This window comes from Pseudomonas sp. GW821-FHT07B01 (assembly GCF_059419065.1).
The window spans coordinates 467,657-492,045 of sequence record NZ_JBWKRA010000001.1 but is presented as its reverse complement, the minus strand read 5'-3'; the positions used below and the strand labels follow the sequence as shown (position 1 = coordinate 492,045).

Below are 24,389 nucleotides of genomic sequence, written 5' to 3'. Positions count from 1 at the left end.
TATCAATTTGTACATGATTAGACATGTTCGATTTGATAAGAAAAAACGCGTCGTCGATGAACTCATCCGCCGTATCGAAGGTGGAGTCATGGCCGACGGCTTTCTATTGCCGGGCGAGCACCAACTGGCCGAGGAGTTTGCGGTCAGCCGGGGCACGCTGCGCGAGGCGCTGGCCGAGCTCAAGCGTCGCAACTACATCGCCACCCAGAGCGGCGTCGGTTCGATTGTCACCTTTGACGGCATGGTGTTGGACCAACGCAGCGGTTGGGCCCAGGCCTTGGCCGATACGGGCGCCCAAGTAAGCACCGACGTCCTGCGTTTCGAAGCCGTGACGCGCCCGGATCTGTTCAGCCGTTTCGGCACCGACCAGTTCATTACCCTCGACCGCCTCCGGCGCACGGCTGACGGTACAGCGGTGTCGCTGGAACGCTCGTTGATGCCGGCCGTTGGCGATCTGGAAAACCTGCCCCACATTGGGCTGATCGATAATTCCCTGACCATCACCCTGGCCGCCTACGGCTACGTCGGGGCCGACGGCGACCAGTGGATCGGTGCTGAACCCCTGAGCGATGAAGACGCCGAATTACTCGGGCGCCCCAGCGGTACGGTATTTCTCAAGGCGTCACGCACCACCTATGATCGTCGCGAGCGTTTCATGGAGCATGTCGAAAGCCTGCTTGACCCGTTGCACTTTCGCCTGCACCTGCAGTTTGGAGCGTCGAAATGACCCGAAAAAATCGCGCACTTGGCGCCTTTTATGGCCTGGCCCTGGGCGATGCCTTGGGCATGCCCACCCAATCCTTGAGCCGCGAGCAGGTACAAAAGCGCTTCGGTGCTATCACCGCCTTGGAAGACGCCGACGCGGACCAGCCCATTGCGCCCAATATGCCTGCCGGTTCCATCACCGATGACACCGAACAAGCCATCCTGGTTGCCGAGTTACTGGTGCAAGGCCAGGGCCAGATCGAGCCCGCCGTGCTTGCCCAGCGCCTGATCGACTGGGAAGCGGGGATGCGCGCCAAGGGTTCTCAGGACTTGCTCGGGCCGTCCACCAAACGCGCGATCGACATGATCCTCGCCGGTCATACTCCGGAGGAATCCGGGCGCTACGGCACTACCAATGGCGCGGCCATGCGCATCACTCCGGTGGGCATCGCCGCCGATGTTGGCGACCCGGGGCGGTTTGTCCAGGCGGTGATCCAGGCGTGCCAGGTCACCCATAACACCAGCCTGGGTATTTCCAGCGCTGCGGCCGTGGCGGCGGTGGTCTCGGCAGGCATCAATGGCGTGGACCTGGGGGAAGCCCTGAATATCGGCACCCAGATTGCCCGCCAGGCCGAAAGCCATGGTCACTGGATCGCGGGCGGACGCATTTCTACCCGCATCAGTTGGGCTCGCACCTTGAGCGTCGGCAGCGGCGACAAAGCGTTGTTTGCCGACCTGCTTTACGAGTTGATCGGTACTTCGGTCGCTTCCCAGGAATCGGTGGTGGTCTCGTTTGCCTTGGCCCAGCAAGTGGCGTCAGGTGATATGAATGCCTTCGAAGCCCTGTGCCTGGCGGCCAGCCTTGGCGGCGACACCGACACCATTGCCGCGATCCTCGGCGCCATGCTGGGGGCGTGCCTGGGCATGCAGTGCTGGCCTGAGGCGTTGGTTGAACAGGTCAAGCGGGTCAATGGATTGGATGTGCAACCCTTGGTCCAAGGGTTGTTGGCCTTGCGATAAACACAAATCTGATGTGGGAGCTGGCTTGCCTGCGATAGCGGTTTTCCAGTGGCCGCTGGGCGGGTTGCCCCACCGCAATCGCAGGCAAGCCAGCTCCCACATTCACAAGCGTTGAGTCAGGAAGACTGGATAAAGATTCGACTCGCTGCCACAACCACAACAATACAGGCACCAGGAGCACCCTTTCATGAGCAGTCCCTCTTCCGGCCAAAGCGCCGGGCAACTGGAAACACGCGGCATCGAGCCGGTCCCGGAAGGCGAGTGCAACGGCCATCCGCTGCAACTGTTCTGGGTGTGGTTCGCGGCCAATATCAGCATCCTCGGTTTGCCCCTTGGTGCAACGCTGGTGGCGTTTCGTGGCTTGGCCATCTGGCAGGCGATCATCGTCGCGATTCTTGGCGCCGCTGGCTCCTTTGCCGTGGTTGGCATTATCTCCATTGCCGGTCGCCGTGGTCGCGCGCCCAGCCTGACCTTGTCCCGCGCCATCTTCGGCGTGCGCGGCAATATCGGCCCGACATTGGTGTCGCTGATGTCCCGCCTGGGTTGGGAAACCGTCAACACCACCACCGCAGCCTTCGTGTTGTTGTCGTTGAGCTCCATCCTGTTCGGCTCGGCAGTGGAGGCCAAGAGCGCGCCGCTGCTCACCCTGATCTTCATTGCCATCTTCGTGCTGCTGACCCTGGCCGTATCGGGCCTGGGCCACGCCACGTTGCTGGTGATCCAGAAGTGGGCCACCTACGTATTCGGTGGCCTGAACATTCTGGTGGGCGGCTTTCTGTGTGCCACCATCGACTGGAGCGCGGTGTTCAACGCCACCCCGGCGCCGTTGAGCGCGATGATCATTGGCGTAGGCACCATGGCGGCCGGTACCGGTATCGGCTGGGCCAACGCCGGTGCAGACATGTCGCGTTACCAGCACCGCAGCGTCAAGGCCGTGCGCCTGGTGGCCTCCGCCGCGTTTGGTGCAGGTATCCCGTTGGTGCTACTGATCACCCTGGGTGGCCTGTTGTCGGTGGGTAACAATGACCTGGCATCGGCCACCGACCCCATCATCGCGATCCGCGACATGCTGCCGACCTGGATGGCCGTGCCGTACCTGATCACCGCGTTCGGCGGCCTGTTGCTGTCGAACAACCTGTCGGTGTACTCGGCCGGCCTCACTACCCTGACCCTGGGCTTGAAGGTCAAGCGCGTGCATGCAGTGATCGTCGATATCGTGGCGATTTTTGCCGGCTCCATCTATTTCATGCTGATCGCCGATAGCTTCTATGGCCCGTTCATTACCTTCATTTCGCTGCTGGCGGTGCCGATCACGGCGTGGGTCGGGATCTTCGTGGTCGACCTGATTCACCGTCATTACTACAGCCCCACCGACCTGCTGGACGTCAGCCCCAGCAGTGCCTACTGGTATCGCAGTGGTGTGGAGTGGCGTGCATTTGGCGCCTGGGCCGTGGCCATTGTGCTGGGGTTCAGCTTCACCACCATCGGCACCACCGCCGAAAACATCTGGTTTGCCGGGCCGCTGTCCGACTCCTGGCTCGGCCATAACGGGCTGGGCTGGATCGTGACCTTCGTGGTGGCTGGCGGAATATATGCAGTCTTGGGCGGGGCCTCTGACCGTCGTCCGGCTTTAGCAGAGAGCGCCAATGTCTAGATTGCTGCACACCGGCCAGGTCATTGTCGACCTGGTCATGGGCCTCGACACCCTGCCGGCAAGCGGCGGTGACGTGCTGGCCAACTCCGCCAGTTTCCAGGTCGGTGGCGGTTTCAACGTAATGGCTGCGGCACGGCGCAATGGGTTGCCGGTGGTTTATCTGGGCCGCCATGGCGATGGGCGCTTTGGCGAGCTGGCGCGTGCCGCGATGCAGGCCGAAGGTGTTGAAACGGCCTTGGCGGCCAGCGCTGGCAAAGATACCGGGTTGTGCGTGTCGCTGACTGAAGCGAGCACCGAACGCACCTTCATCTCCTATATCGGCGCCGAGGGAGAGCTCCGCGTCGACGACTTGGCTCAGATCGTCCCGCGTATCGATGATTACGTGTACGTCAGTGGCTACAGCTTGCTGCTTGAAGGTAAGGCGCAGCCGTTGCTTGACTGGCTGCTGGCGCTGCCGCGAGAGATCGTGGTGGTATTCGACCCAGGCCCGCTGGTCAAGGCGCCGGACTCGGCGTTGATGCGTGCCTTGTTGCCGCGTATCGACATCTGGACCAGCAATGGCCCTGAAGCCCTCGCGTTTACCGGGGCGGCGGATATGAGTCAGGCGCTGCCCATGCTGAATCAGCACTTGCAGGCACTGCTGGTTGTGCGTGATGGACCAAATGGTTGCTGGGTAGGGCGTGGGGCAGAGACTGAGCATGTACCTGGCTTCAAGGTGCAGGCGGTAGACAGCAATGGTGCGGGGGATGCGCATGCAGGGGTATTTATTGCCGGGTTGGCGCAGGGCTTGAAACCCGTTGAGGCGGCGCGTCGAGCGAACGCAGCGGCGGCGTTGGCGGTGACGCGTTGGGGGCCGGCCACTTCACCTGGCGTCACCGAAGTCGACGCATTGCTGGCTGAATAAATACGCACAACCCTGGGGGAGCGGGCTTGCTCGCGAAGGAGGTGTATCAGTTAAAGCATGTGCTGGCTGACACACCGCATTCGCGAGCAAGCCCGCTCCCACAATGGGTTCTGCGTCTAACCTGCTTTTTTCAGCGCTTGAATCAACTCATCTTTGCGCATGGTTGAGCGCCCAGGAATATCCTTGGCCCGCGCCTCTTTCATCAAACTTTCCTTGGTCTGCGTACCCAGCGAAGCACGGCTGCTGCGCGGGTGCCCCTCACGGCTGGCAGCGCCACGCTTGGCCGATTCCTGCCTGTCCTGAGCCTTCTTGGCTGGCGCCTTGCGTCGGCCTGATCCGCCGGCTTTTTCACCGCCGCCGGACTGTTTGTTCACCGTCGCCCAGGCACGGGCTTCGGCTTCGTCCTTGGGCAACCCCTTATGCTCGTAACTGTCTTCGATATGAGCGGCCTTGCGTTTCTGTTCGTCGGTGTATTTGGCTTTGCTTCCACGAGGCATCGCTAAAACTCCCTCTGGCCCCAGTCGCGGGGCCAGGCCAGAAATGGATTACTGAGTACTTTGAGCGTCGAGCTTGCGCGCCTCATCCACACCAGAAGCGGTGAGCTTGATCGGCAGGTTCAACGCGTATTCGCCGGCGTCGTCGGTGGTCACATGCCCATCCTTGATCAGCCCGCGGTCCTGCAGGAACGCCAAGACACTGGCGACCTCTTTTTCACCGCGGTAATTGTCCAGCACCTCCTTGCCCAAGCCTTGGGGATGGGCGTGCAGCAGGCGGGTGAGGACTTCTTTTTCAAGGTTTCTATCGACGTTCATGCGTACCTCTTCACTGGGAAATGGTCGGGCGTTGGTCGTACCAAGGGTGCATCAAGGTGCTGGTTGTTTCTGCGCGCCGGGAATGTTCGAGTCGTCGCCCTTGTTGATCTTCGGCTCATTGTTGCTCGTGCCAGGGCCCATCTTGCCGTTGCCCACGGCCGCCGGTGCCTGGCGCTGGGTGTCGTTGCCTTTGGTGCGCGGGTCAGCGCTGTTGTCGATGATCGCGCCACCGTTGGTGTCCATGCCGGTGCCCATGGATTTTTGCGATTCGGTAGTGGCGTCCGGCGTTGGATCGGTGGGGCCAGTGGTCGAGCTAGCCGCGAAGGCGCTCAAGGACGTGGCAGACAACAGGCCGGTGAGGGCGAGGGCAGCAAATTTGGAATTTTTCATCAGGGTGTCTCCATATGATTAATGTCCTTACCCTGTATTGGTCTGCCCGCATTTGACGATCGTGCCGGGATGGCGACGAACGGTACTGCCGTACCTGTAAGATTTTGTGTGTCGGTAAGGGCAATTGCACTGCAAACGGCCATCAAACCGTCTTAGTATGTGGCCTTTGAATTTGCCCAAGGCTCGCCCATGACCATCGAGATTCGCCCCGCCGTGCCCAGCGATGCTGCGCAGATCCTGACCTTTATCACTGAACTTGCCGAGTACGAGAAAGCCCGGCATGAAGTGATCGCCAGCGTGGTGGATATCGAACGCAGCCTGTTCAGCGAAGGCGCGACGGCCCATGGCCTGATCTGCTTGCGCGACGGCTTGCCGATTGGCTTTGCGGTGTTCTTTTTCAGTTACTCGACGTGGCTGGGCAGTAACTGCCTGTACCTGGAAGATCTGTACATCAACCCGGAACAACGCGGCGGCGGGGCCGGCAAGAAGTTGCTGCGCCACTTGGCCAAGATCGCCTGTGACAACGGTTGCGGGCGCTTTGAATGGAGCGTGCTGGACTGGAACGAGCCAGCGATTGCCTTCTACAAATCCATAGGCGCCCAGCCTCAGGAAGAATGGGTGCGTTATCGCATGGAAGGCGATGCCCTGCGCGACTTCGCCCAAGGCTGAAGCCTCGTTTATGTAAACACTAAAACCAGAATGTGAGCTTTCCTGTGGCGAGCAAGCTTGCTTGCGCTGGGGTGCGAAGCGCCCCCCAAAAGCGGGAGTCTGCTGCGCAGACAGCGGGAGCAAGCTCCCTCGCCACAGCTAACCCGCTCGAACATTTTTTATTTTTCTCAATATATGGGATCTTAATTTATATATTGAGATATTTCAGGCGATGGGTTTATAGTCGCCAGCATCAGCACTCACTACAAAAAATAAAAAGGTGAAGCGATGCAGGCGCAACCGTTGTCCCTACCCGCCGTGCCCGAGCCGACTTACGGCGAGCGGCTGAAGAACAAGGTGGTGATCGTCACCGGCGCCGCCCAAGGCATTGGCGAAGCCATCGTTGCCTGTTTCCAGGCCCAGCAGGCGCGGTTGATCATTGCCGATATCCAGGGTGACAAAGTCGAGAAAATCGCCGCTCATTGGCGCGAACACGGTGCGCAGGTTTACGCCCAACCGGTTGATATTACTTCCAAGGATCAATGGCAGGCACTGGTCAACCTGGCCATCGAGCGCTTTGGCCGCGTGGATGTGCTGGTCAACTGTGCCGGGGTCAACGTGTTCCGTGACCCACTGGAGATGAGCGAAGAGGACTGGCGCCGCTGTTTCGCCATCGACCTCGACGGCGCCTGGTACGGCTGCCGTTCGGTGTTGCCGCACATGATCGAGCAAGGTATCGGCAACATCATCAATATCGCGTCCACCCATTCCAGCCACATCATTCCCGGTTGCTTTCCTTACCCTGTGGCCAAGCACGGCCTGCTCGGCCTTACCCGGGCCCTGGGCATCGAGTACGCGCCCAAGGGCATCCGCGTGAATGCCATCGCCCCCGGCTATATCGAAACCCAGCTCAACGTCGATTACTGGAACGGTTTCCCAGACCCCCACGCCGAACGCCAGCGTGCGTTCGACCTGCACCCGCCCAAACGCATTGGCCAGCCCATCGAAGTGGCCATGACAGCACTGTTCCTGGCGACCGACGAGGCGCCCTTTATCAACGCCACTTGCCTGATGATCGATGGCGGGCGGTCTGTGATGTACCACGACTAAAGCGTTTTCCAATAACAAGAAGGAGGTGGTCCATGTTCAAGCAAACACTCGGTGCCGTGGCACTGGCAATGGCGTTCTGCGGCTGGGTATCGGCTGAAGAAGTGAAGATCGGTTTCCTGGTCAAGCAGGCCGAGGAACCCTGGTTTCAAACGGAGTGGGCATTCGCGGAAAAAGCTGGCAAGGAGCATGGTTTCACCGTGATCAAGATCGCCGTGCCCGATGGCGAAAAAACCTTGTCGGCCATCGACAGCCTGGCCGCGAATGGCGCCAAGGGTTTTGTGATCTGCCCGCCGGACGTGTCCCTGGGCCCGGCCATCGTTGCCAAGGCCAAGGTCAACGGTTTGAAAGTGATGGCCGTGGATGACCGCTTTGTCGATGCCAAGGGCAACTTCATGGAAGACGTGCCGTACCTGGGCATGGCCGCGTTTGAAGTGGGCCAGAAGCAGGGCGCCGCCATGGCCGCCGAAGCGAAAAAACGCGGTTGGGACTGGAAGGATACCTATGCGGTGATCAATACCTTCAACGAACTCGACACCGGTAAGAAACGCACAGACGGCTCGATCAAATCCCTCGAGGAGGCCGGTATTCCCAAGGACCACATCCTCACCGCTGCGCTGAAAACCCTCGACGTCCCCGGCAGCATGGACGCCACCAACTCGGCCTTGGTCAAGCTGCCGAACGGGGCGAAGAACCTGATCATCGGCGGCATGAACGACAACACCGTGCTCGGCGGCGTGCGCGCCACCGAAAGTGCCGGTTTCAAGGCCGCCAACGTCATCGGCATCGGCATCAATGGCACCGACGCCATTGGCGAATTGAAGAAAGCCGACAGCGGTTTCTTCGGCTCCATGCTGCCCAGCCCGCATATCGAGGGCTATAACACCGCGCTGGCGATGTACGAATGGGTCACCACCGGCAAGGAACCGGCTAAATACACCGCTATGGACGAAGTGACCTTGATCACCCGCGCCAATTTCCAGGAAGAACTGACCAAGATCGGCCTGTGGAAATGAGCGGCGCGGCCCTGCGTTTCAATGGCATCGGCAAGGAATTTCCCGGTGTGAAAGCCCTGGCGCAGATCAGCTTTGAAGCGCGGCCGCATTCGGTGCACGCGCTGATGGGCGAGAACGGCGCAGGCAAGTCGACCCTGCTGAAAATCCTCGGCGGCGCCTACATTCCGTCCAGCGGTACGGTGCAGATCGGCGCGCAGACCATGGCCTTCAAATGCGCCGCCGACAGCATCGCCAGCGGAGTGGCGGTGATTCACCAGGAGCTGCATCTGGTGCCGGAAATGAGCGTGGCCGAGAACCTGTTCCTCGGGCATTTGCCTACGCGCTTTGGCGTGGTCAACCGGGGCCTGCTACGCAAGCAGGCCCTGGCCTGCCTCAAGGGCCTGGCCGATGAAATCGACCCCGACGAAAAACTCGGGCGCCTGTCCCTGGGCCAGCGCCAATTGGTGGAAATCGCCAAGGCGCTGTCCCGTGGCGCCCATGTGATCGCCTTTGACGAGCCGACCAGTAGCCTCTCGGCGCGGGAAATCGACCGCTTGATGGCCATCATCACGCGCCTGCGCGAGGAGGGCAAAGTGGTGCTCTACGTGTCGCATCGTATGGAAGAAGTGTTCCGTATCTGCGATGCGGTGACGGTGTTCAAGGACGGTCGCTACGTGCGTACGTTCGAGGACATGAGCACGCTGACCCACGATCAGCTGGTGACCTGCATGGTCGGTCGCGATATCCAGGATATTTACGATTACCGACCGCGCGAGCAAGGCGAAGTGGCGCTCAAGGTGGACGGCTTGCTCGGCCCGGGTCTGCGTGAGCCGATCAGTTTCCAGGTGCGCAAGGGCGAGATCCTGGGCCTGTTCGGGCTGGTGGGGGCGGGGCGTACCGAGCTGTTTCGCCTGCTCAGTGGGTTAGAGCGCGCCAGTGCCGGCAGCCTGGAACTGTGCGGGCAAGCGCTGCAACTGCGCTCACCCCGGGACGCCATCGCCGCCGGGGTATTGCTGTGTCCGGAGGATCGCAAGAAAGAGGGCATCATCCCGCTGGGCAGCGTCGCTGAAAACATCAACATCAGCGCCCGTGGTGCCCATTCCACCTTTGGCTGGCTGTTGCGCGAAGGCTGGGAGAAAGGCAACGCCGACCGACAGATCCAGGCGATGCGGGTCAAAACGCCGAACGCGGCGCAGAAAATCCTGTACCTGTCCGGCGGTAATCAGCAGAAAGCCATCCTTGGCCGCTGGTTGTCGATGCCGATGAAGGTCCTGCTACTGGACGAACCCACCCGGGGTATCGACATCGGCGCCAAGTCGGAGATCTACCAAATCATCCATAACCTGGCGGCCAGCGGCATAGCGGTGATCGTGGTGTCCAGTGACCTGATGGAAGTGATGGGCATCTCCGACCGCATCCTGGTGATGAGTGAAGGCGCCCTGACCGGTGAGTTGCCCCGCGCCCAAGCGGATGAAGCGCGCCTGCTGCAACTGGCGCTGCCACAGTCGCGGGCTTGAATAAGAACAAGAGGGTTTGGCTATGTCTGAGGTAAAAACTGCAAAGGGTTTCTGGCCGGGTTTCAATCAGCGCAAATTCCTCGATGACTGGGTGATGCTGCTGGCGGCACTGGGCATTTTTGTGCTCAGCGCGGTGTTCATCGATAACTTCCTCTCGCCGCTGAACATGCGCGGTCTGGGCCTGGCGATTTCGACCGTCGGTATTGCTGCGTGCACCATGTTGTTCTGCCTGGCCTCAGGGCACTTCGACTTGTCGGTAGGCTCGGTGATCGCCTGCGCCGGGGTGGTGGCGGGCATCGTGATGCGCGACACCGACAGCGTGGCACTCGGCGTGTCGGCAGCCTTGGCCATGGGCTTGGTGGTAGGGCTGATCAACGGCATTGTGATTGCCAAGCTGCGCATCAACGCGTTGATTGCCACCCTGGCGACCATGCAGATCGTGCGCGGCCTGGCCTATATCTTCTCCAACGGCAAGGCGGTGGGGGTGATGAACGAAGGGTTCTTCGTGTTCGGCAACGGCCAGTTGCTGGGCGTGCCGGTGCCGATCATCATCACCGTCCTGTGCTTTGTGTTCTTTGGCTGGCTGCTCAATTACACCACCTATGGGCGCAACACCATGGCCATTGGCGGCAACCAGGAAGCGGCGTTGCTCGCCGGGGTCAATGTCGATCGCACCAAGATCATCATCTTTGCCGTGCACGGTTTGATCGGCGCCTTGGCCGGGGTGATCCTCGCGTCACGCATGACCTCGGGCCAGCCGATGATTGGCCAGGGTTTCGAGCTGACGGTGATTTCGGCGTGCGTGCTGGGCGGGGTGTCGTTGAGCGGCGGTATCGGCATGATCCGCCATGTGATTGCCGGGGTGTTGATTCTGGCGATCATCGAGAATGCGATGAACCTGAAGAACATCGATACCTTTTATCAATATGTGATTCGTGGCTCGATCCTCTTGCTGGCCGTCATCATCGACCGCATGAAGCAACGCTGATGTTCGCCCTGTGAAGATCAAACTGTGGGAGCTGGCTTGCTGTGGCGAGCAAGCTTGCTTGCGCTGGGGTGCGAAGCGCCCCCAAAAGCCGGCTCCAGCTGCGCTGTCGAACGGGAGCAAGCTCCCTCGCCACAGCAAGCCAGCTCCCACCTTGGATCTCCTGTGTTCAAGAGGGCGGTATTTGCCATAATGCCCCCGCTTTCATACTTATAGGCCCGATATGCAGGAAAACGCCCACACCCCCGTCAAAGACGCCGCCCCCACCGGCACCCAGACCCTGTTGCGCGGCCTGGGCGTGGTGCAAGCGGTGGCGGCTGGTGCGCGGGATCTCAAGGAGATCGCCCGGCGCATCGGCACCACGCGCAGCACGACGCACCGCCTGGCCAGTTGCCTGGTGGACGAGCGTTACCTGCGTGTGGTGCCCCAGGTCGGTTATCTGCTGGGGCCCAAGCTGATCGAGTTGGGGTTCCAGGCCCGTGAAGAGTTGCCCTTGGTGAACCTGGCGGTGCCCTACCTGGATGAGTTGTCGGCGCTGACCGGCGATACCATTCACCTGGCGATTCGTGAGTACGACGAGGTGCTTTACCTGCACAAGAACCCCGGCCGCAATGGGCCGGAAATGCGCTCGCGGGTCGGCCATCGCATGCCGCTGGCGCGCACCGGTATCGGCAAGGCGTTGATGCTGGATGACTCGCCACAGGAGTGGCAGCGCTTGTACGAGGCGAGCTTGCCGGCGGCGGGCAAGAGCCTGCAATGGCCGCAGCACCCGGAGCAATCCTGGGCGCAGTTCGAACAGCGCATGCATGAGTATGTAGAGGGTGGCTACGCGTTTGATCTCGAAGACAACGAGCCTTCGATCCGCTGCGTGGCCGCACCGGTGCGCGATGCCAGCGGGCGCATCGTCGCCGGCATCAGCATCGCCAGTACGGTGCCCTACATGCCGCTGGAGAAAATGGCCGAGCTGATTCCTGTGATCAAACAGGTCGCAGCCCGGCTGTCAGCGGAGTTGGGCGCCAAGGCCTGATCAGGCTTTCAGGCTCGCCATGTCGATGACAAAGCGGTACTTCACATCACCGGCAATCATGCGTGCGTAAGCTTCGTTGATCTGCCGGATGTCGAGCATCTCGATGTCGCAGGTAATGCCATGCTCGGCGCAGAAATCCAGGACTTCCTGGGTTTCGGCAATGCCGCCGATCAGCGAGCCGGCCAAGACTTTACGACCCAGCACCAGCTTGGCAGCGTTGACGGGCGGGTCCACCGGCTCGATCAGGCCGACCAGGATATGCACGCCGTCAAAGCGCAGCACATCGAGGTAGGGGTTCAGGTCGTGCTGCACCGGGATGGTGTCCAGCAGGAAATCGAAGTGCCCGGCAGCAGCTTTCATTTGCTCGGCATCAGTGGACACGATCACATGGTCGGCGCCCTGGCGACGGCCTTCCTCGGCCTTGCTCGCCGAACGCGTGAACAGCGTCACTTCGGCGCCCATGGCTTTGGCGAACTTGATGCCCATGTGGCCCAGGCCACCCATGCCGAGGATCCCGACTTTATCGCCGGCTTTCACGCCGTAGTGCTTGAGGGGCGAGTAGGTGGTAATGCCTGCGCACAGGATCGGCGCAGCGCTGGCCAGGTCGAGTTTGGCCGGGATCTTCACCACAAAGTGTTCACTGACCACGATGCTGTCGGAGTAGCCACCCATGGTGTTGCTGCCGTCCACGCGGTCCGGCGTGGCATAGGTCATGGTCGGGCCTTCGAGGCAGTATTGCTCAAGGTCCGATTGGCAGGCTTCGCAGTGGCGGCACGAGTCGACCATGCAGCCTACGCCCACCAGGTCACCGACTTTATGCGCAGTGACGTTGGCGCCGACTGCGGTGACTTTGCCGACAATTTCGTGGCCCGGCATCAGCGGGTACACGGCGATGCCCCATTCGTTGCGAGCCTGGTGGATATCGGAGTGGCACACGCCGCAGTAAAGGATCTCGATGGCCACGTCATCGACGCGCGGGCTGCGGCGTTCAAATGACATCGGGGCGAGGGGCGTGGTGGCCGACTGGGCGGCGTAACCGATGGCGGTGTACATAGTAAACCTCACAAAAGCTTGGACTGCAGAGGCGGCGAATTCTGCGCGCAGGCCTTTGGCGCGAACATGGCAAATGCTCCGAGTCTCATGCCTATTCGTCCGGCAGTGCCAGAGCTTTGGATATATTGGCCGCCAGACCTGCGATGATGGTGTCATCCCTCATCCGCGAAGTTTTTTGCCATGCTGTTGACCCGCCATTTGGACGCCAATGCCACGCTGGTTTCCTTGATCGAAGGGCTCACGCCCCGCGATGGTTTTTCCCCGACTCACCTGCCGGGCGTGCAGGTGCTGCGCGCCAGTTGCGATGTGGCGCGTGGGCCGCAGATCTATGAGCCAAGCCTGATGTTCGTGGCCCAGGGCAGCAAGGTCGCCTACCTCGGCCCGCGCACGTTGGAGTATGGCGCCGGGCATTACCTGATCCAGGCGATGCCGGTGCCGTTCGAATGCGAGACCTTTGCCATGGCCCCCGAGGCGCCGTTGTATGGCGTGACGGTAGGCATCGACCGCGTGGTGTTGGGCGAGTTGGTGATTGCCATGGGCATGCAAGCCGGGCCGCCGCCGACCGCGCAGACCTTGGAGTCGATGAGTTCGGTGGTGCTGGACGATACGATGCGCGGCTGCGTCGAGCGGCTTTTGCAGTGCCTGCACGATCCGCTGGAAAGCCGGATCATGGGCCCGGCGCGGGTGCGCGAATTGTTGTTCACCGCCTTGCGTGGGCCTCAGGCCGATGTGCTGCGTGCGCTGGTGGAACAACAGGGGCAGTTTTCGCGCATCGCCACCTCATTGAATCACCTGCATGCCCATTACGCCGAGCCGCTGAATATCGAGACGTTGGCCGGGTATGCGCACATGAGTGCGTCGACCTTTCATGAGCATTTCAAACGCTGCACCTTGTTATCGCCGGTGCAGTACCTCAAGCGCCTGCGGCTATTGAAGGCCCAGCAGTTGCTGCTGGTGGAAGGCATGAGCGTGGCGCAGGCGGCGCACAAGGTGGGGTACCAGAGCACGTCGCAGTTCAGTCGGGAGTACAAGCGCTATTTCCTGCGCAACCCGGGGGAAGAGCGGGCCGCCTGACACTACGAGGTTATTGTGGGAGCTGGCTTGCCTGCGATAACGGTGGGTCAGCTATACATTTGGCACCTGAAGACCGCCATCGCAGGCAAGCCAGCTCCCACATATTGATCGATGTCGCCCACAAAAAAGGCTCCCATTTCGGGAGCCTTTTCTGGTTAAGCGAACGACTTACATATTCGGGTAAGTCGGCCCGCCCGCGCCTTCCGGCGTCACCCAGGTGATGTTCTGCGAGGGGTCCTTGATGTCACAGGTCTTGCAGTGCACGCAGTTCTGGGCGTTGATCTGGAAGCGTTTCTCGCCGTCTTCCTTGGTCACCACTTCATACACGCCAGCCGGGCAGTAGCGCTGCGCCGGTTCATCGTAGAGCGGCAGGTTGGTGCCGATCGGGATGCTTGGGTCTTTGAGCTTCAAGTGGCACGGCTGCTCTTCTTCATGGTTGGTGCCGGAGATGAACACCGAGCTCAGTTTGTCGAAGCTTAGCTTGCCGTCGGGTTTGGGGTAGTCGATCTTCTGGCTGTCTTTGGCCAGCTTCAGGCAGGCGTAGTCCGGCTTGGTGTCGTGCAGGGTGAAAGGGATCTTGCCGCCGAAAATGTTCTGGTCGAGCCAGTTGAAACCGCCGCCGATGATTGCGCCGAACTTGTGCACGGCCGGGCCGAAATTACGGCTGGCGAACAGTTCTTCATACAGCCAGCTGGCTTTGAAGCTGTCGACATATGTGGTCAGCTCATCACCGCCCTCGGATTCGGCAAACAGGCGGTCGGCCACGGCGTCGGCGGCGAGCATGCCGGACTTCATCGCGGTGTGACTGCCTTTGATCTTGGCGAAGTTCAGGGTGCCCAGATCGCAACCGATCAGCGCGCCGCCCTTGAAGACCATCTTCGGCAGCGAATTCAGGCCACCTTTGCAAATCGCGCGGGCGCCGTAGCTGACCCGCTTGCCGCCTTCCAGGTACTGGGCCAGCACCGGGTGGTGCTTGAGTCTCTGGAATTCATCGAACGGCGACAGGAAGGTATTGCTGTAGGACAGGTCGACGATCAGGCCGACCACGACTTGATTGTTTTCCAGGTGATAAAGGAACGAGCCACCGGTGTTCTCTTTACCCATGATGTCCAGCGGCCAACCGGCGGTGTGCACCACCAGGCCCGGCTGGTGCTTGGCTGGGTCGATTTCCCAGATTTCCTTCAGGCCAATGCCGTAGTGCTGGGCGTCGGCGTCGCTGTCCAGGTTGAAGCGCTGGATCAGTTGCTTGCCGATGTGGCCACGGCAACCTTCGGCGAACAGCGTGTACTTGCCACGCAGCTCCATGCCCGGGGTGTACAGGCCTTCTTTTGGCTTGCCTTCACGGTCGACGCCGAGGTCGCCGGTGATGATGCCGCGTACCACGCCGTTCTCGTCGAACAGCGCTTCCTGGGCGGCGAAGCCTGGGTAGATTTCCACGCCGAGGTTCTCGGCCTGCTGGGCCAGCCAGCGGCACAGGTTGCCCAGGGAAATGATGTAGTTGCCTTCGTTGTGCATGGTCTTGGGCACAAAGAAGTCGGGCACCTTGGTGGAGGCTTCCGGGCTGCGCAGTACATAGATGTCATCGCGCACCACGGGCGTGTTGAGCGGGGCGCCGAGTGCTTTCCAGTCCGGGAACAGCTCGTTCAGGGCACGTGGTTCAAACACGGCACCGGAGAGGATATGGGCGCCGACTTCGGAGCCTTTCTCGACCACGCAGACGCTGATTTCCTTACCGGCTTCGGCGGCCTTCTGCTTCAGTCGGCAGGCGGCAGACAGGCCAGCCGGGCCAGCGCCGACGATGACCACGTCGAATTCCATGTATTCGCGTTCCACAGGCTATCTCCTACTCAAGGCTCAACAGGCTTTTTTTTCTAATGGGTGGAGGTTCGGTGTGGTTCTGCGCGAAGGCAGCACCCACCTGTCTCTCTAGGTGGCGCATTATATATAGACCACTGACAGCGTCCAATACAAACGTTTGTTTGAATTGCCTGCAGCCTAGATAAATCAAAGCAACGGGGCTTATGACTGACCATTTTGCCGTATTGACCAGAATAGGCGTTCCGGTCAAGATACGGTCGGTTTTGCGCTTCCCGTAGGCAGACTGCAGGTTTCAAGAGCACGTCCAAAGACAGGCCGAAGGCAATGAAGGTGATGCGCACCCAAACGTTGGAGCGCAGTTTACACGCCACGATAAAGAATGACCTCTCAGTCACCACTGACGAACGGTCGTCATTTCCCGTGTGCAAGGCCACTGCCGAGGTCTTTGGAGGTGCCCTTGTGTGCCGATGAGCATCAACCGCCAGGTTCGCCTAGGCGACTTTCTTTTCACCGGAGAGTAACGAGGAATCCATGAAGGTTCTTGTAGCTGTCAAACGCGTTGTCGATTACAACGTGAAAGTTCGCGTCAAGGCGGACAATTCCGGCGTCGACCTTGCTAACGTCAAGATGTCGATGAACCCTTTCTGCGAAATCGCTGTGGAAGAAGCCGTACGCCTGAAAGAGAAAGGCGTGGCGACGGAAATCGTCGTGGTGTCCATCGGGCCGACCACTGCCCAAGAGCAGTTGCGTACCGCTTTGGCCCTGGGCGCCGACCGCGCCATTCTGGTGGAGTCCGCTGAAGAGCTGACCTCCCTGGCCGTTGCCAAGCTGCTCAAGGCCGTTGTCGACAAGGAGCAGCCACAACTGGTGATCCTGGGCAAACAAGCCATCGACAGCGACAACAACCAGACTGGCCAGATGTTGGCTGCACTGACCGGTTACGGCCAGGGCACCTTCGCTTCGAAAGTCGAAGTGAGCGGCGACAGCGTTGCGGTCACCCGTGAAATCGACGGCGGCGCGCAGACGGTTTCCCTGAAACTGCCGGCCATCGTCACCACCGACCTGCGTTTGAACGAGCCGCGTTATGCGTCCCTGCCAAACATCATGAAAGCCAAGAAGAAGCCTCTGGAGACGCTGACTCCGGACGCGTTGGGCGTTTCCACCGCCTCTACCAACAAGACCGTCAAAGTCGAAGCGCCGGCTGCACGCAGCGCGGGTATCAAGGTCAAGTCGGTAGCTGAACTGGTTGAGAAACTGAAAAACGAAGCGAAGGTGATCTGATCATGACTATCCTCGTAATCGCCGAACACGATAACAAGGTGCTGGCTCCGGCTACCCTGAACACCGTGGCCGCTGCCGCTAAAATCGGTGGGGACATCCACGTGCTGGTTGCTGGTCAGGGCGCTGGCGCCGTGGCTGAAGCGGCTGCGAAAATCGCGGGCGTGAGCAAAGTCCTGAACGCTGACAATGCCGCTTACGCGCATCAGCTGCCGGAAAACGTTGCACCGCTGGTGGCAGAGTTGGGCAAGAGCTACAGCCACATCCTGGCTGCTGCCACCTCCAACGGCAAAAACATCCTGCCACGCGTTGCCGCGCAGCTGGACGTTGACCAGATTTCCGAGATTATCTCGGTAGAAAGCGCCGATACCTTCAAGCGCCCGATCTACGCCGGTAACGCCATCGCCACCGTGCAGTCCAATGCTTCGGTCAAGGTCATCACCGTGCGTGCCACCGGTTTCGACCCGGTTGCCGCCGAAGGTGGCTCGGCTGCCGTTGAAGCTGTCTCCGCTGCCCACGACGCTGGCACTTCCAGCTTCGTCGGCGAAGAGCTGGCCAAGTCGGACCGTCCTGAACTGACCGCTGCCAAGATCGTCGTTTCGGGCGGGCGTGGCATGCAGAACGGTGACAACTTCAAACACCTGTACGCCCTGGCCGACAAGCTGGGCGCTGCGGTCGGCGCTTCCCGCGCAGCCGTTGACGCAGGTTTCGTACCCAACGACATGCAGGTCGGCCAGACCGGCAAGATCGTTGCGCCACAGCTGTACATCGCCGTCGGTATCTCCGGCGCGATCCAGCACTTGGCCGGTATGAAAGACTCCAAAGTGATCGTTGCGATCAACAAGGACGAAGAAGCTCCGATCTTCCAGGTTGCCGATTATGGCCTGGTGGCGGACTTGTTCGAAGCCGTACCTGAATTGGAGAAGCTGGTCTAATCCAGCCGCTTCACTTATAAAGAGCCCGGTCTTATGACCGGGTTTTTTTTTACTGATCGGGAGAGTCTTGCCATGGAACTGCGCCCCTGGGCCTTACTGTTGGGCCTTACGCTGCTGCCGAGCCTGACGCTCGCCGCCGGCAAGTGCGAGCGCCTGGTGATCACCGGCAGCCCGGACGCACCGCCTTTACTCTGGCGCGACCCTCAGGACCCTACGCACCTGATCGGCGCGACCGCTGACGTGCTGCAACAAGTGGGCAAGGAGCTCGGGCTGAAAATCGACCTGCTCTACGGCGGCAAACGCTCCCTGGCCCTTGATGAAGCACGCAGCGGGCGCATGGACATTCTCGCCGACGCACCGCTGAACCTGGGTGAACTGGACCACTTCGACTACATCCATCCGGCGCTGATGCAGACCGACTACCTGGTATGGACGCGCAAGGATTCGGCCGTGGTCTATTCCACCGCCGCCGATTTGCACGGCCACAAAGGTGCAGTCTCGGAGCGTGCGCGCTTGAGCGCGGAGTTCGAAACCTTCGCCAGCCAGCAACTCAACCTGCAACGCCTGCCCAATTTGACGCCGGCTTTCCAGAAACTGTTGCTCGGTGAGGTGGACTACGTGCTGGCTGGGCGCTATTCCGGCATGGCCATGGCCCAGACCCTGGGCATGAGTAATGACCTGGTGGCCCATGAGGTGCCTGTCGACCAGCCTGGCCTGTACCTGGCGATTTCCCACAACTCGGCCTGCAATGATCCTTGGCTTCGCGGACAGCTGACGAAAAAGATGACAGAATTGCCCGCCTCCGGTGCCGCTCAAGCCGCGCTGCAGCGCAATCTGGAGCGTTGGAAAGCGCAACTGCAACAACCTGTCGGCACCCCAACAAAGTAGGGATTTACAGTGATTTTTCGAGCTCTTTTCGCGGCCCTTGCCGTTGTCGCGCTGGCGGGATGCGCAACCGATCCTGCGCCGATCGAACAAATGCGCCTGACCCAGCAAGCCTTGGAACAAGCCACCGCGGTCGGGGCCAACACCGATGAATCCCCCGAACTGAAGCTGGCCGAAGAAAAATTCGCCCGTGCCAAGGGCAACATGGCCGACCAATCCTACAAGCGAGCGCGGATGCGCGCCGAGCAGGCTGAGCTGGACGCACGCCTGGCCGAAGCCAAAGTGCTGACCGGCAAGAGCCAGGAACAATTGAACGTGCTCAATACCCGTATCACTCGCCTGCGTAAGCAGCTGCAGTTGGGAGAAGCACAATGAGCCCGATGATCCGTGGCCTGAGCTGTGTACTGCTGCTGGGCAGCGTGGCCTTGGGCGGCTGTGCGAGCCAACCCACGAGTGAGCAGGCGTTGCAGCAGGCCGGCGATGACTTTCAAAAGGTCAAGGAAGACGCCAACGTGCTGCGCTTCGCGCCCAAGGACGTGATCCGCGCCGGAGAGTCCTTGGCCCGCGCCGATCGCCTGTCCAGCTACTGGGGCAGCGGCTCCGATGTGGTGCATTACGCCTACCTGAGCCAGCGCTACAGCGCCATCGCCCGAGAGCACACCCAGCAGGGCCTGAATGCCGAGCGCGGCACCCAACTGGAGTTGGAACGTCAGCGCCTGCAACTGGCCTTGCGCGAAAACAAGCTGGCCAGCGTGCAACAGCAGGGCAAGTGGGTTGAAGCGCAAATCGCCAGCCTCACCACCCAGACCGACCGTGGCCTGGTGATGACCCTGGGCGACGTACTGTTTGACACCGGCGAAGCGGAGCTGCAGAACTCGGCCAACCGCACGGTGCTCAAGATCGTGCAATTCCTGCAATTGAACCCCAAGCGTCGGGTGCGCATCGAGGGCTACACCGACAACACCGGTGGCGAGCAGGAAAACCTGAAACTGTCCCGCGACCGGGCTCAATCGGTGGCCGACCTGTTGATGGACCTGGGTATCGATGACAAACGCATTGAGGTCGAGGGGTATGGCGACCAATACCCGGTGGAAGCCAATGCCTCCGAGCGTGGTCGTGCACAGAATCGTCGGGTGGAAATTGTGTTCTCTGACGAGAAGGGCCAATTGGGCGCAGCGCGCTAATAGCTGACGCAGATCCAAATTGTGGGAGCGGGCTTGCTCGCGAATGCGGTGGCTCAGTACTGGATGTGCTGACTGACACACCGCCTTCGCGAGCAAGCCCGCTCCCACATTTCGTTTCGGCGATGCCCACCCCAGCTCCCCCGGCAGTTTTTACTGTCACTCCCGCCCACGCTCGACTATTGTGGCAACTGTCCCCGTACACTTCTAAACTGTGCCGGTATGTATGTTTCACACAAAAATAAAATGCCCGTGAAATCGAGTGCTGCGTCATGACCAATCTGTTGCTTTACCAACGTATTGCCCAGCAACTGGCTGAGGACATCCGCCGCGGTGTCTACCAACCGGGGGAGCGCGTGCCGTCTGTACGCAAGATGAGTTCCCAGCTCAATGTGAGCCATGCCACGGTGCTGCAGGCCTACGCCAACCTGGAAGACCAGGGGCTGATTCGGGCGCGGCCGCAGTCGGGCTACTACGTGCACCAGACGCCAGCACTCACGGCGCCTACGCCTGATATCGCACGGGTCGAGCGCCCAGGGTTGGTCACCCGTAGCAGTATCATCCAGCAGGTGCTGGTCGAGTCGCGCCGTGAAGGGGTGTTTCCCTTGGGCGCGGCGGTGCCGAGTGTCGACTACCTGCCGGTGCGGGCATTGCATCAGCAATTGGCCAAGGTCACGCGTTTCCAGAGCCCACGAGCCTTCAGCTACATGTTCAGCCCTGGCTTTGAACCCCTGCGGCGCCAGGTGGCGATCCGCATGCGCGATGCCGGGGTGGTAGTGGACCCTTCCGAAGTGGTGATCACCCACGGCTGTGTCGATGCCTTGCAAATGTCACTGCGCGTGCTGACGCGCCCTGGCGACCTGATCGCGGCTGAGTCGCCGACCTATTACGGCTTGCTGCAATTGGCTGATCTGCTGGGCCTCAAGGTGATCGAGATCCCCAGTGACCCTGCCACGGGCATGAGCCTGGAAGCCCTGCAACTGGCCGCCAACCAATGGTCGATCAAGGCGCTGGTGCTGACCACGCGCTTGAGTAACCCGCTGGGCGGCACCATGCCAGAGGAGCGGCAGAAACAGTTGCTGCGCCTGGCGTCGGACTTCGATATCCAGATTGTCGAAGATGATATTTACGGCGAGTTGATGTTCGAACTCGGCCGCACCAAAGCCCTCAAGGCCTACGACCGCCTCGACCGGGTGATCTATTGCTCAAGCTTTTCCAAGACCTTGTCCCCAGGCGTGCGCATTGGCTGGATGATTGCCGGCAAATACCAGCAGGAAATCCAGCGCCTGCAGATGTTCAGCACGCACTCGGCATGCAGCGTCACCCAGATGGGCGTCGCGGCCTATCTGGAAAACGGTGGCTACGACCGTCATTTGCGCTACATCCGTCAGGAATACCGCAAGAACCTCAGTGCCTTCCAATTGGCGGTGCAGCAGTATTTCCCCGAAGGCACCCAGATGACCCGCCCGACCGGCGGCTTTATCTTGTGGGTCAGTTTGCCGGGGCGGGTCAATACTCAGGAACTGCATGTGCGTGCCCTGCAACAAGGCATCAGTATTGCGCCAGGGCTGATTTTCAGTAATACCGAACAGTTCAACCACTGTATTCGCCTCAATTGCGGCACGCCGTGGAATCGCGAGGCGGAGAGGGCGTTGATGACCCTGGGAATGCTTGCCAGCCAGCTGTGCCAAGAGGCCGCAGCGGGTTTTTGAGGCGAGCAAAGGGGACAAGACTGATCTGTGCCCTTGTCATGCCGCGCACAACAAGCGAGCATATGGCCTTCTGCCGTTAATGCTGTTGGCGATATGACTTCTATTTTTCGCGTTACGTTGATGCTTGGTCTGCTGAGCCTGTGCAATGCCGGTAGCGTGCTGGCTGCGGCGCCGGTGGCTGAAGGCAAGCCTGTTGTCGGTGCCGAGCAAAAGACCTCAGCCAAGCAGCCAACGCCTGCGAAAAAATCCCCTGCCGCGCAAAAGAAAGCCGCTTCGACCAAAAAGCGTGCACCCGTGGCGAGCAAGTCCAAGTCGGCCCATGAGGTCGCCCAGACCAAACTGCCACCGGCACAGTTGGACCTGTCCCTGCCTTCGGACATGGTCAGGCACTTGCAACCCATTGGCACCATGCCTAAGCCCAAGAGCGTGCCTCTGTTGCCGCCGATGTTTGGTGAAAAGCCCACCGACAACAGTGCGTTCCAGATCAACGGCCGCTTGCTCAGCAATGAGATGAAGCTGCAACTGCGTAACGAAGAGCGCCGTGATGTTGAAGGCGCTGCGCTGGATTTCGAATTCAAGCAATAAACTTTCTGAGCACAGGTGACCCAGGTTGCCGACCATCTGTCGCAGACTGGTCGGTCACTTTTGTTTTGTGCAAAAAACTCCTGTTGGGCCATTTTAAAACGGCTGTTTAAGGGCGTACTCTAGCCCGGCCATCCCTATTGAGTCGTCGAGGACCTGCTGGTCATGAAATGCCGTGAAGGCTGTGGCGCCTGCTGCATTGCCCCCTCCATCAGTTCGTCACTACCCGGAATGCCCCAGGGCAAACCCGCTGGCGTTCGTTGCGTGCACCTGTCGGTGGAACAATTGTGCCAGTTGTTCGGTCAACCGCAGCGGCCCGCCGTGTGCAGTGATTTCCATGCCGATATTGAGGTGTGCGGCAACGACCAGGCCGATGCCATCCGGCTGATCGGCTGGTGGGAGCAGATGACGGCGGCTTGATGGGCTTTACTATCGGAACTTCAACAATAAGGAATACAACGATGGGTTCGCTGAAACGAGTGGCTGTGCTGTGCGGTTTTACGCTGTTGTTTGCGGCCACTGCCCAGGCTGAGGATTGGCAAGTCGCCAAGGACGAAGACGGTATCAAGGTGTCCCTGAGCGAGATTGCCGGTTCCAAGTACAAGGCCTATCGCGGCGTGACCGTGATCAAGGCGCCTTTGGCCAAGGTCCAGGCGCTGCAGGAAGATGTGGTCGGTGCTTGCGCATGGATCCATGAATGCAAATCCCAGAAACTCGTCGACAAGAAAGGCGACGAGGCCTGGACCTACACCCAGTTCAAGGCCCCGTTCCCCGTGACGGACCGCGATTCTTACATCCACGTCACCACCACCAAAGCCGCTGACGGCACCGTCACGCGCAAACTGGAAGGTGTGCCGACCTACAAGCCCGAAGCAAAAGGCTACGTGCGGGTCGCCCAGGTGGAGGGTTTCTGGAAACTGGTGCCAAAGGGCGATAACCAGACCGAAGTCACTTACCAGGTACACACCGAGCCAGGTGGCAGCGTACCTTCGTGGCTGGCCAACAAGTTTGTGGTGGACGCGCCGTTCAACACCTTGAAAGCCTTGAAAGATCACGCTGAAAAATAAGTGCAGTTGATCCGGTGCCTCCGGGCTTGAGCGGAACGTTTTGCGCGCCGCCAAGGTCCAGATACTTGTAAGCCCACCTATGGGTTTTATCGAGGAGGCATCGATGCAAACGTGGCAAATTACCTTCGTTGATGATCACGGTGAAACGTCCGTGCAGCAGTTCACCTGCGAACAAAAGCCCAGCCTCGAAGATGCTGCGCATATGATTCGTGCGAAGCTGGTGCCGATTGCTGCCAAACTCGATCTCAATGACCTGGAAGGCCGTAAACCCGAGCCGACGGTCAAGATTCTCAAAGACCAGAACAGTATCCAGATTCTCGATATTTCTCCCTCCGTCTAAACTTTTTTCACGCGCCACACGAGCACCTCTGGTGGCGGTGATAGCTTCACGCTACTCTGCAATCGAGATCAGCGAATGAATCGCTAAGGTCTGGTCTTGTCAGCTACATGCTTGTTTTCCTGCGGTGTTGTTATGCCGTGGTGCCCGCGCCAGCAGGGCGCGGGGCTTCAGGAAGCACGGAAAGTCTATCCATCGGTGTGAGGAGGACGTTTCATGAGCACAGCCTATCAAGAAGACATCAGCACCAACGTACTGCGCCGCATGAAAGAAGGCGGCTTTGATTTCTCGCGCTTTCACCCCATCGAGTTCTACGCCATTTTCCCGGATGAGGAACGGGCGCGCAGGGCTGCGGGTCGATTTCGTGGGGAGTCCCTCAACGCCCAGGTCAGCGCGCGCGACGATGGCGCCTGGTATCTGGAACTGAGCAAAATCATGTTCGCAACCTACGACGGCATAGGAGACTTCGAGCAAGACTTTGAAGCGGTGGTCGAGCCCCTGGGAGGGATCATCGAAGGATGGGGCGTCAAGCAGGAGGTGCGTGGGTTACCCATGTAGTTGGTATTTATGAGCAGCACAGCGTATCGGCTGACCTTTGGGTCGGCCGATTTTGTTTGGGCTACCGTCGCAACGGAAACTGCCGTTTCAGGCGCAAAAAAAAGCCACCCGAATAGGGTGGCGGAAAGGGAAGATCGAGGAGTCA

27 protein-coding genes are annotated in these 24,389 nt (G+C 60.2%); 22 read left to right on the top strand and 5 right to left on the bottom strand.

Annotation, left to right across the window (positions count from 1 at the left end):
- Window positions 1–13: 13 nt before the first annotated feature.
- From AC07S6_RS02285 to AC07S6_RS02270, 4 genes are all read left to right on the top strand, one after another.
- Window positions 14–727 carry a GntR family transcriptional regulator gene (locus tag AC07S6_RS02285; RefSeq protein ID WP_057976379.1) on the top strand — a complete coding sequence of 238 codons (714 nt, stop codon included), beginning with the start codon at window positions 14–16 and terminating at the stop codon, window positions 725–727.
- Window positions 724–1,725, top strand: coding sequence for an ADP-ribosylglycohydrolase family protein (locus tag AC07S6_RS02280; RefSeq protein WP_495111583.1), 1,002 nt, complete (start codon window positions 724–726; stop codon window positions 1,723–1,725). Before AC07S6_RS02285 ends, AC07S6_RS02280 begins: the two co-directional genes overlap by 4 nt.
- Before the next feature lie 187 nt (window positions 1,726–1,912).
- Window positions 1,913–3,379: a purine-cytosine permease family protein gene (locus AC07S6_RS02275; RefSeq protein ID WP_197882740.1), complete on the top strand. Its 1,467-nt coding sequence runs from the start codon at window positions 1,913–1,915 to the stop codon at window positions 3,377–3,379.
- Entirely contained in the window at window positions 3,372–4,283 is a 912-nt protein-coding gene (locus tag AC07S6_RS02270) for a PfkB family carbohydrate kinase (RefSeq protein ID WP_495111582.1), read from the top strand. The genes AC07S6_RS02275 and AC07S6_RS02270 overlap by 8 nt, the downstream gene beginning before the upstream one ends.
- A 116-nt stretch (window positions 4,284–4,399) precedes the next feature.
- On the opposite strand, the gene AC07S6_RS02265 is transcribed toward AC07S6_RS02270, so the two are convergent.
- The 3 genes from AC07S6_RS02265 to AC07S6_RS02255 are packed head-to-tail and all read right to left on the bottom strand — an operon-like array spanning window position 4,400 to window position 5,485.
- Window positions 4,400–4,780 (bottom strand): termination factor Rho, encoded by a 381-nt coding sequence (locus AC07S6_RS02265; protein WP_197882744.1) that lies wholly within the window; start codon window positions 4,778–4,780, stop codon window positions 4,400–4,402.
- 48 nt (window positions 4,781–4,828) lie between these two features.
- A complete protein-coding gene (locus AC07S6_RS02260; protein WP_032895690.1) occupies window positions 4,829–5,095 on the bottom strand; it encodes a hypothetical protein in 267 nt (88 codons plus the stop codon).
- A 51-nt stretch (window positions 5,096–5,146) separates the two neighbouring features.
- The gene (locus AC07S6_RS02255; protein WP_197882746.1) at window positions 5,147–5,485 is read right to left on the bottom strand and encodes a hypothetical protein; all 339 of its coding nucleotides are present in this window, start codon (window positions 5,483–5,485) and stop codon (window positions 5,147–5,149) included.
- Between the two features lie 189 nt (window positions 5,486–5,674).
- Between AC07S6_RS02255 and AC07S6_RS02250 the strand changes: the two genes are divergently transcribed.
- The 6 genes from AC07S6_RS02250 (at window position 5,675) to AC07S6_RS02225 (ending at window position 11,764) form a co-directional block, all read left to right on the top strand.
- Window positions 5,675–6,154 (top strand): GNAT family N-acetyltransferase, encoded by a 480-nt coding sequence (locus AC07S6_RS02250; protein ID WP_034128422.1) that lies wholly within the window; start codon window positions 5,675–5,677, stop codon window positions 6,152–6,154.
- 267 nt (window positions 6,155–6,421) lie between these two features.
- The gene (locus AC07S6_RS02245; RefSeq protein WP_072448768.1) at window positions 6,422–7,243 is read left to right on the top strand and encodes an SDR family oxidoreductase; all 822 of its coding nucleotides are present in this window, start codon (window positions 6,422–6,424) and stop codon (window positions 7,241–7,243) included.
- A 32-nt stretch (window positions 7,244–7,275) separates the two neighbouring features.
- A complete protein-coding gene (locus AC07S6_RS02240; protein ID WP_082423423.1) occupies window positions 7,276–8,256 on the top strand; it encodes a substrate-binding domain-containing protein in 981 nt (326 codons plus the stop codon).
- Window positions 8,253–9,752 (top strand): L-arabinose ABC transporter ATP-binding protein AraG, encoded by a 1,500-nt coding sequence (araG, locus tag AC07S6_RS02235; RefSeq protein ID WP_495111581.1) that lies wholly within the window; start codon window positions 8,253–8,255, stop codon window positions 9,750–9,752. The genes AC07S6_RS02240 and araG overlap by 4 nt, the downstream gene beginning before the upstream one ends.
- Before the next feature lie 22 nt (window positions 9,753–9,774).
- The gene (gene araH / locus AC07S6_RS02230; protein WP_014719542.1) at window positions 9,775–10,740 is read left to right on the top strand and encodes an L-arabinose ABC transporter permease AraH; all 966 of its coding nucleotides are present in this window, start codon (window positions 9,775–9,777) and stop codon (window positions 10,738–10,740) included.
- Between the two features lie 220 nt (window positions 10,741–10,960).
- Window positions 10,961–11,764 carry an IclR family transcriptional regulator gene (locus tag AC07S6_RS02225; RefSeq protein ID WP_032895696.1) on the top strand — a complete coding sequence of 268 codons (804 nt, stop codon included), beginning with the start codon at window positions 10,961–10,963 and terminating at the stop codon, window positions 11,762–11,764.
- Here AC07S6_RS02225 and AC07S6_RS02220 read toward each other — a convergent pair whose 3' ends face one another.
- Window positions 11,765–12,817 carry an NAD(P)-dependent alcohol dehydrogenase gene (locus AC07S6_RS02220; protein WP_054897943.1) on the bottom strand — a complete coding sequence of 351 codons (1,053 nt, stop codon included), beginning with the start codon at window positions 12,815–12,817 and terminating at the stop codon, window positions 11,765–11,767.
- 180 nt (window positions 12,818–12,997) lie between these two features.
- Here AC07S6_RS02220 and AC07S6_RS02215 point away from each other — a divergent pair, with 180 nt between their 5' ends.
- The gene (locus tag AC07S6_RS02215; protein WP_034126748.1) at window positions 12,998–13,891 is read left to right on the top strand and encodes an AraC family transcriptional regulator; all 894 of its coding nucleotides are present in this window, start codon (window positions 12,998–13,000) and stop codon (window positions 13,889–13,891) included.
- A 168-nt stretch (window positions 13,892–14,059) separates the two neighbouring features.
- Here AC07S6_RS02215 and AC07S6_RS02210 read toward each other — a convergent pair whose 3' ends face one another.
- On the bottom strand, window positions 14,060–15,724 hold the full coding sequence (locus AC07S6_RS02210; RefSeq protein WP_217536557.1) for an electron transfer flavoprotein-ubiquinone oxidoreductase: 1,665 nt from the start codon (window positions 15,722–15,724) through the stop codon (window positions 14,060–14,062).
- Window positions 15,725–16,240: 516 nt separating this feature from the next.
- On the opposite strand from AC07S6_RS02210, the gene AC07S6_RS02205 reads away from it, so the two are divergent.
- The 11 genes from AC07S6_RS02205 to AC07S6_RS02155 all read left to right on the top strand — a co-directional run bounded on the left by AC07S6_RS02205 (window position 16,241) and on the right by AC07S6_RS02155 (window position 24,244).
- The gene (locus AC07S6_RS02205; protein ID WP_014719538.1) at window positions 16,241–16,990 is read left to right on the top strand and encodes an electron transfer flavoprotein subunit beta/FixA family protein; all 750 of its coding nucleotides are present in this window, start codon (window positions 16,241–16,243) and stop codon (window positions 16,988–16,990) included.
- Window positions 16,991–16,992: 2 nt separating this feature from the next.
- Window positions 16,993–17,922: an electron transfer flavoprotein subunit alpha/FixB family protein gene (locus AC07S6_RS02200; RefSeq protein WP_197883265.1), complete on the top strand. Its 930-nt coding sequence runs from the start codon at window positions 16,993–16,995 to the stop codon at window positions 17,920–17,922.
- Between the two features lie 72 nt (window positions 17,923–17,994).
- Window positions 17,995–18,810: a substrate-binding periplasmic protein gene (locus AC07S6_RS02195; protein ID WP_200583212.1), complete on the top strand. Its 816-nt coding sequence runs from the start codon at window positions 17,995–17,997 to the stop codon at window positions 18,808–18,810.
- A gap of 9 nt (window positions 18,811–18,819) precedes the next feature.
- The gene (locus AC07S6_RS02190; RefSeq protein WP_003193475.1) at window positions 18,820–19,182 is read left to right on the top strand and encodes a DUF4398 domain-containing protein; all 363 of its coding nucleotides are present in this window, start codon (window positions 18,820–18,822) and stop codon (window positions 19,180–19,182) included.
- On the top strand, window positions 19,179–19,991 hold the full coding sequence (locus AC07S6_RS02185) for an OmpA family protein (protein ID WP_034126751.1): 813 nt from the start codon (window positions 19,179–19,181) through the stop codon (window positions 19,989–19,991). Before AC07S6_RS02190 ends, AC07S6_RS02185 begins: the two co-directional genes overlap by 4 nt.
- 269 nt (window positions 19,992–20,260) lie before the next feature.
- Window positions 20,261–21,700 (top strand): aminotransferase-like domain-containing protein, encoded by a 1,440-nt coding sequence (locus AC07S6_RS02180; RefSeq protein ID WP_003193472.1) that lies wholly within the window; start codon window positions 20,261–20,263, stop codon window positions 21,698–21,700.
- Window positions 21,701–21,793: 93 nt separating this feature from the next.
- On the top strand, window positions 21,794–22,285 hold the full coding sequence (locus AC07S6_RS02175) for a hypothetical protein (RefSeq protein WP_034126752.1): 492 nt from the start codon (window positions 21,794–21,796) through the stop codon (window positions 22,283–22,285).
- A gap of 162 nt (window positions 22,286–22,447) precedes the next feature.
- On the top strand, window positions 22,448–22,702 hold the full coding sequence (locus AC07S6_RS02170; RefSeq protein WP_495111580.1) for a YkgJ family cysteine cluster protein: 255 nt from the start codon (window positions 22,448–22,450) through the stop codon (window positions 22,700–22,702).
- 41 nt (window positions 22,703–22,743) lie between these two features.
- Window positions 22,744–23,349, top strand: a complete 606-nt coding sequence (locus AC07S6_RS02165) for an START domain-containing protein (protein WP_054897213.1) — start codon at window positions 22,744–22,746, stop codon at window positions 23,347–23,349.
- Window positions 23,350–23,452: 103 nt separating this feature from the next.
- Entirely contained in the window at window positions 23,453–23,689 is a 237-nt protein-coding gene (locus AC07S6_RS02160; RefSeq protein ID WP_054897212.1) for a hypothetical protein, read from the top strand.
- A gap of 213 nt (window positions 23,690–23,902) precedes the next feature.
- Window positions 23,903–24,244 carry a ribonuclease E inhibitor RraB gene (locus AC07S6_RS02155; protein WP_003193463.1) on the top strand — a complete coding sequence of 114 codons (342 nt, stop codon included), beginning with the start codon at window positions 23,903–23,905 and terminating at the stop codon, window positions 24,242–24,244.
- The last annotated feature ends 145 nt before the right edge of the window (window positions 24,245–24,389 follow it).

Excerpts from the sequence above, each read along its gene's own strand:
- AC07S6_RS02285 (WP_057976379.1), top strand. The coding sequence starts at position 14 with ATGATTAGACATGTTCGATTTGATAAGAAAAAACGCGTCGTCGATGAA.
- AC07S6_RS02280 (WP_495111583.1), top strand. The coding sequence starts at position 724 with ATGACCCGAAAAAATCGCGCACTTGGCGCCTTTTATGGCCTGGCCCTG.
- AC07S6_RS02275 (WP_197882740.1), top strand. The coding sequence starts at position 1,913 with ATGAGCAGTCCCTCTTCCGGCCAAAGCGCCGGGCAACTGGAAACACGC.
- AC07S6_RS02270 (WP_495111582.1), top strand. The coding sequence starts at position 3,372 with ATGTCTAGATTGCTGCACACCGGCCAGGTCATTGTCGACCTGGTCATG.
- AC07S6_RS02265 (WP_197882744.1), bottom strand. The coding sequence starts at position 4,780 with ATGCCTCGTGGAAGCAAAGCCAAATACACCGACGAACAGAAACGCAAG.
- AC07S6_RS02260 (WP_032895690.1), bottom strand. The coding sequence starts at position 5,095 with ATGAACGTCGATAGAAACCTTGAAAAAGAAGTCCTCACCCGCCTGCTG.
- AC07S6_RS02255 (WP_197882746.1), bottom strand. The coding sequence starts at position 5,485 with ATGAAAAATTCCAAATTTGCTGCCCTCGCCCTCACCGGCCTGTTGTCT.
- AC07S6_RS02250 (WP_034128422.1), top strand. The coding sequence starts at position 5,675 with ATGACCATCGAGATTCGCCCCGCCGTGCCCAGCGATGCTGCGCAGATC.
- AC07S6_RS02245 (WP_072448768.1), top strand. The coding sequence starts at position 6,422 with ATGCAGGCGCAACCGTTGTCCCTACCCGCCGTGCCCGAGCCGACTTAC.
- AC07S6_RS02240 (WP_082423423.1), top strand. The coding sequence starts at position 7,276 with ATGTTCAAGCAAACACTCGGTGCCGTGGCACTGGCAATGGCGTTCTGC.
- araG (WP_495111581.1), top strand. The coding sequence starts at position 8,253 with ATGAGCGGCGCGGCCCTGCGTTTCAATGGCATCGGCAAGGAATTTCCC.
- araH (WP_014719542.1), top strand. The coding sequence starts at position 9,775 with ATGTCTGAGGTAAAAACTGCAAAGGGTTTCTGGCCGGGTTTCAATCAG.
- AC07S6_RS02225 (WP_032895696.1), top strand. The coding sequence starts at position 10,961 with ATGCAGGAAAACGCCCACACCCCCGTCAAAGACGCCGCCCCCACCGGC.
- AC07S6_RS02220 (WP_054897943.1), bottom strand. The coding sequence starts at position 12,817 with ATGTACACCGCCATCGGTTACGCCGCCCAGTCGGCCACCACGCCCCTC.
- AC07S6_RS02215 (WP_034126748.1), top strand. The coding sequence starts at position 12,998 with ATGCTGTTGACCCGCCATTTGGACGCCAATGCCACGCTGGTTTCCTTG.
- AC07S6_RS02205 (WP_014719538.1), top strand. The coding sequence starts at position 16,241 with ATGAAGGTTCTTGTAGCTGTCAAACGCGTTGTCGATTACAACGTGAAA.
- AC07S6_RS02200 (WP_197883265.1), top strand. The coding sequence starts at position 16,993 with ATGACTATCCTCGTAATCGCCGAACACGATAACAAGGTGCTGGCTCCG.
- AC07S6_RS02195 (WP_200583212.1), top strand. The coding sequence starts at position 17,995 with ATGGAACTGCGCCCCTGGGCCTTACTGTTGGGCCTTACGCTGCTGCCG.
- AC07S6_RS02185 (WP_034126751.1), top strand. The coding sequence starts at position 19,179 with ATGAGCCCGATGATCCGTGGCCTGAGCTGTGTACTGCTGCTGGGCAGC.
- AC07S6_RS02180 (WP_003193472.1), top strand. The coding sequence starts at position 20,261 with ATGACCAATCTGTTGCTTTACCAACGTATTGCCCAGCAACTGGCTGAG.
- AC07S6_RS02175 (WP_034126752.1), top strand. The coding sequence starts at position 21,794 with ATGACTTCTATTTTTCGCGTTACGTTGATGCTTGGTCTGCTGAGCCTG.
- AC07S6_RS02170 (WP_495111580.1), top strand. The coding sequence starts at position 22,448 with ATGAAATGCCGTGAAGGCTGTGGCGCCTGCTGCATTGCCCCCTCCATC.
- AC07S6_RS02165 (WP_054897213.1), top strand. The coding sequence starts at position 22,744 with ATGGGTTCGCTGAAACGAGTGGCTGTGCTGTGCGGTTTTACGCTGTTG.
- AC07S6_RS02160 (WP_054897212.1), top strand. The coding sequence starts at position 23,453 with ATGCAAACGTGGCAAATTACCTTCGTTGATGATCACGGTGAAACGTCC.
- AC07S6_RS02155 (WP_003193463.1), top strand. The coding sequence starts at position 23,903 with ATGAGCACAGCCTATCAAGAAGACATCAGCACCAACGTACTGCGCCGC.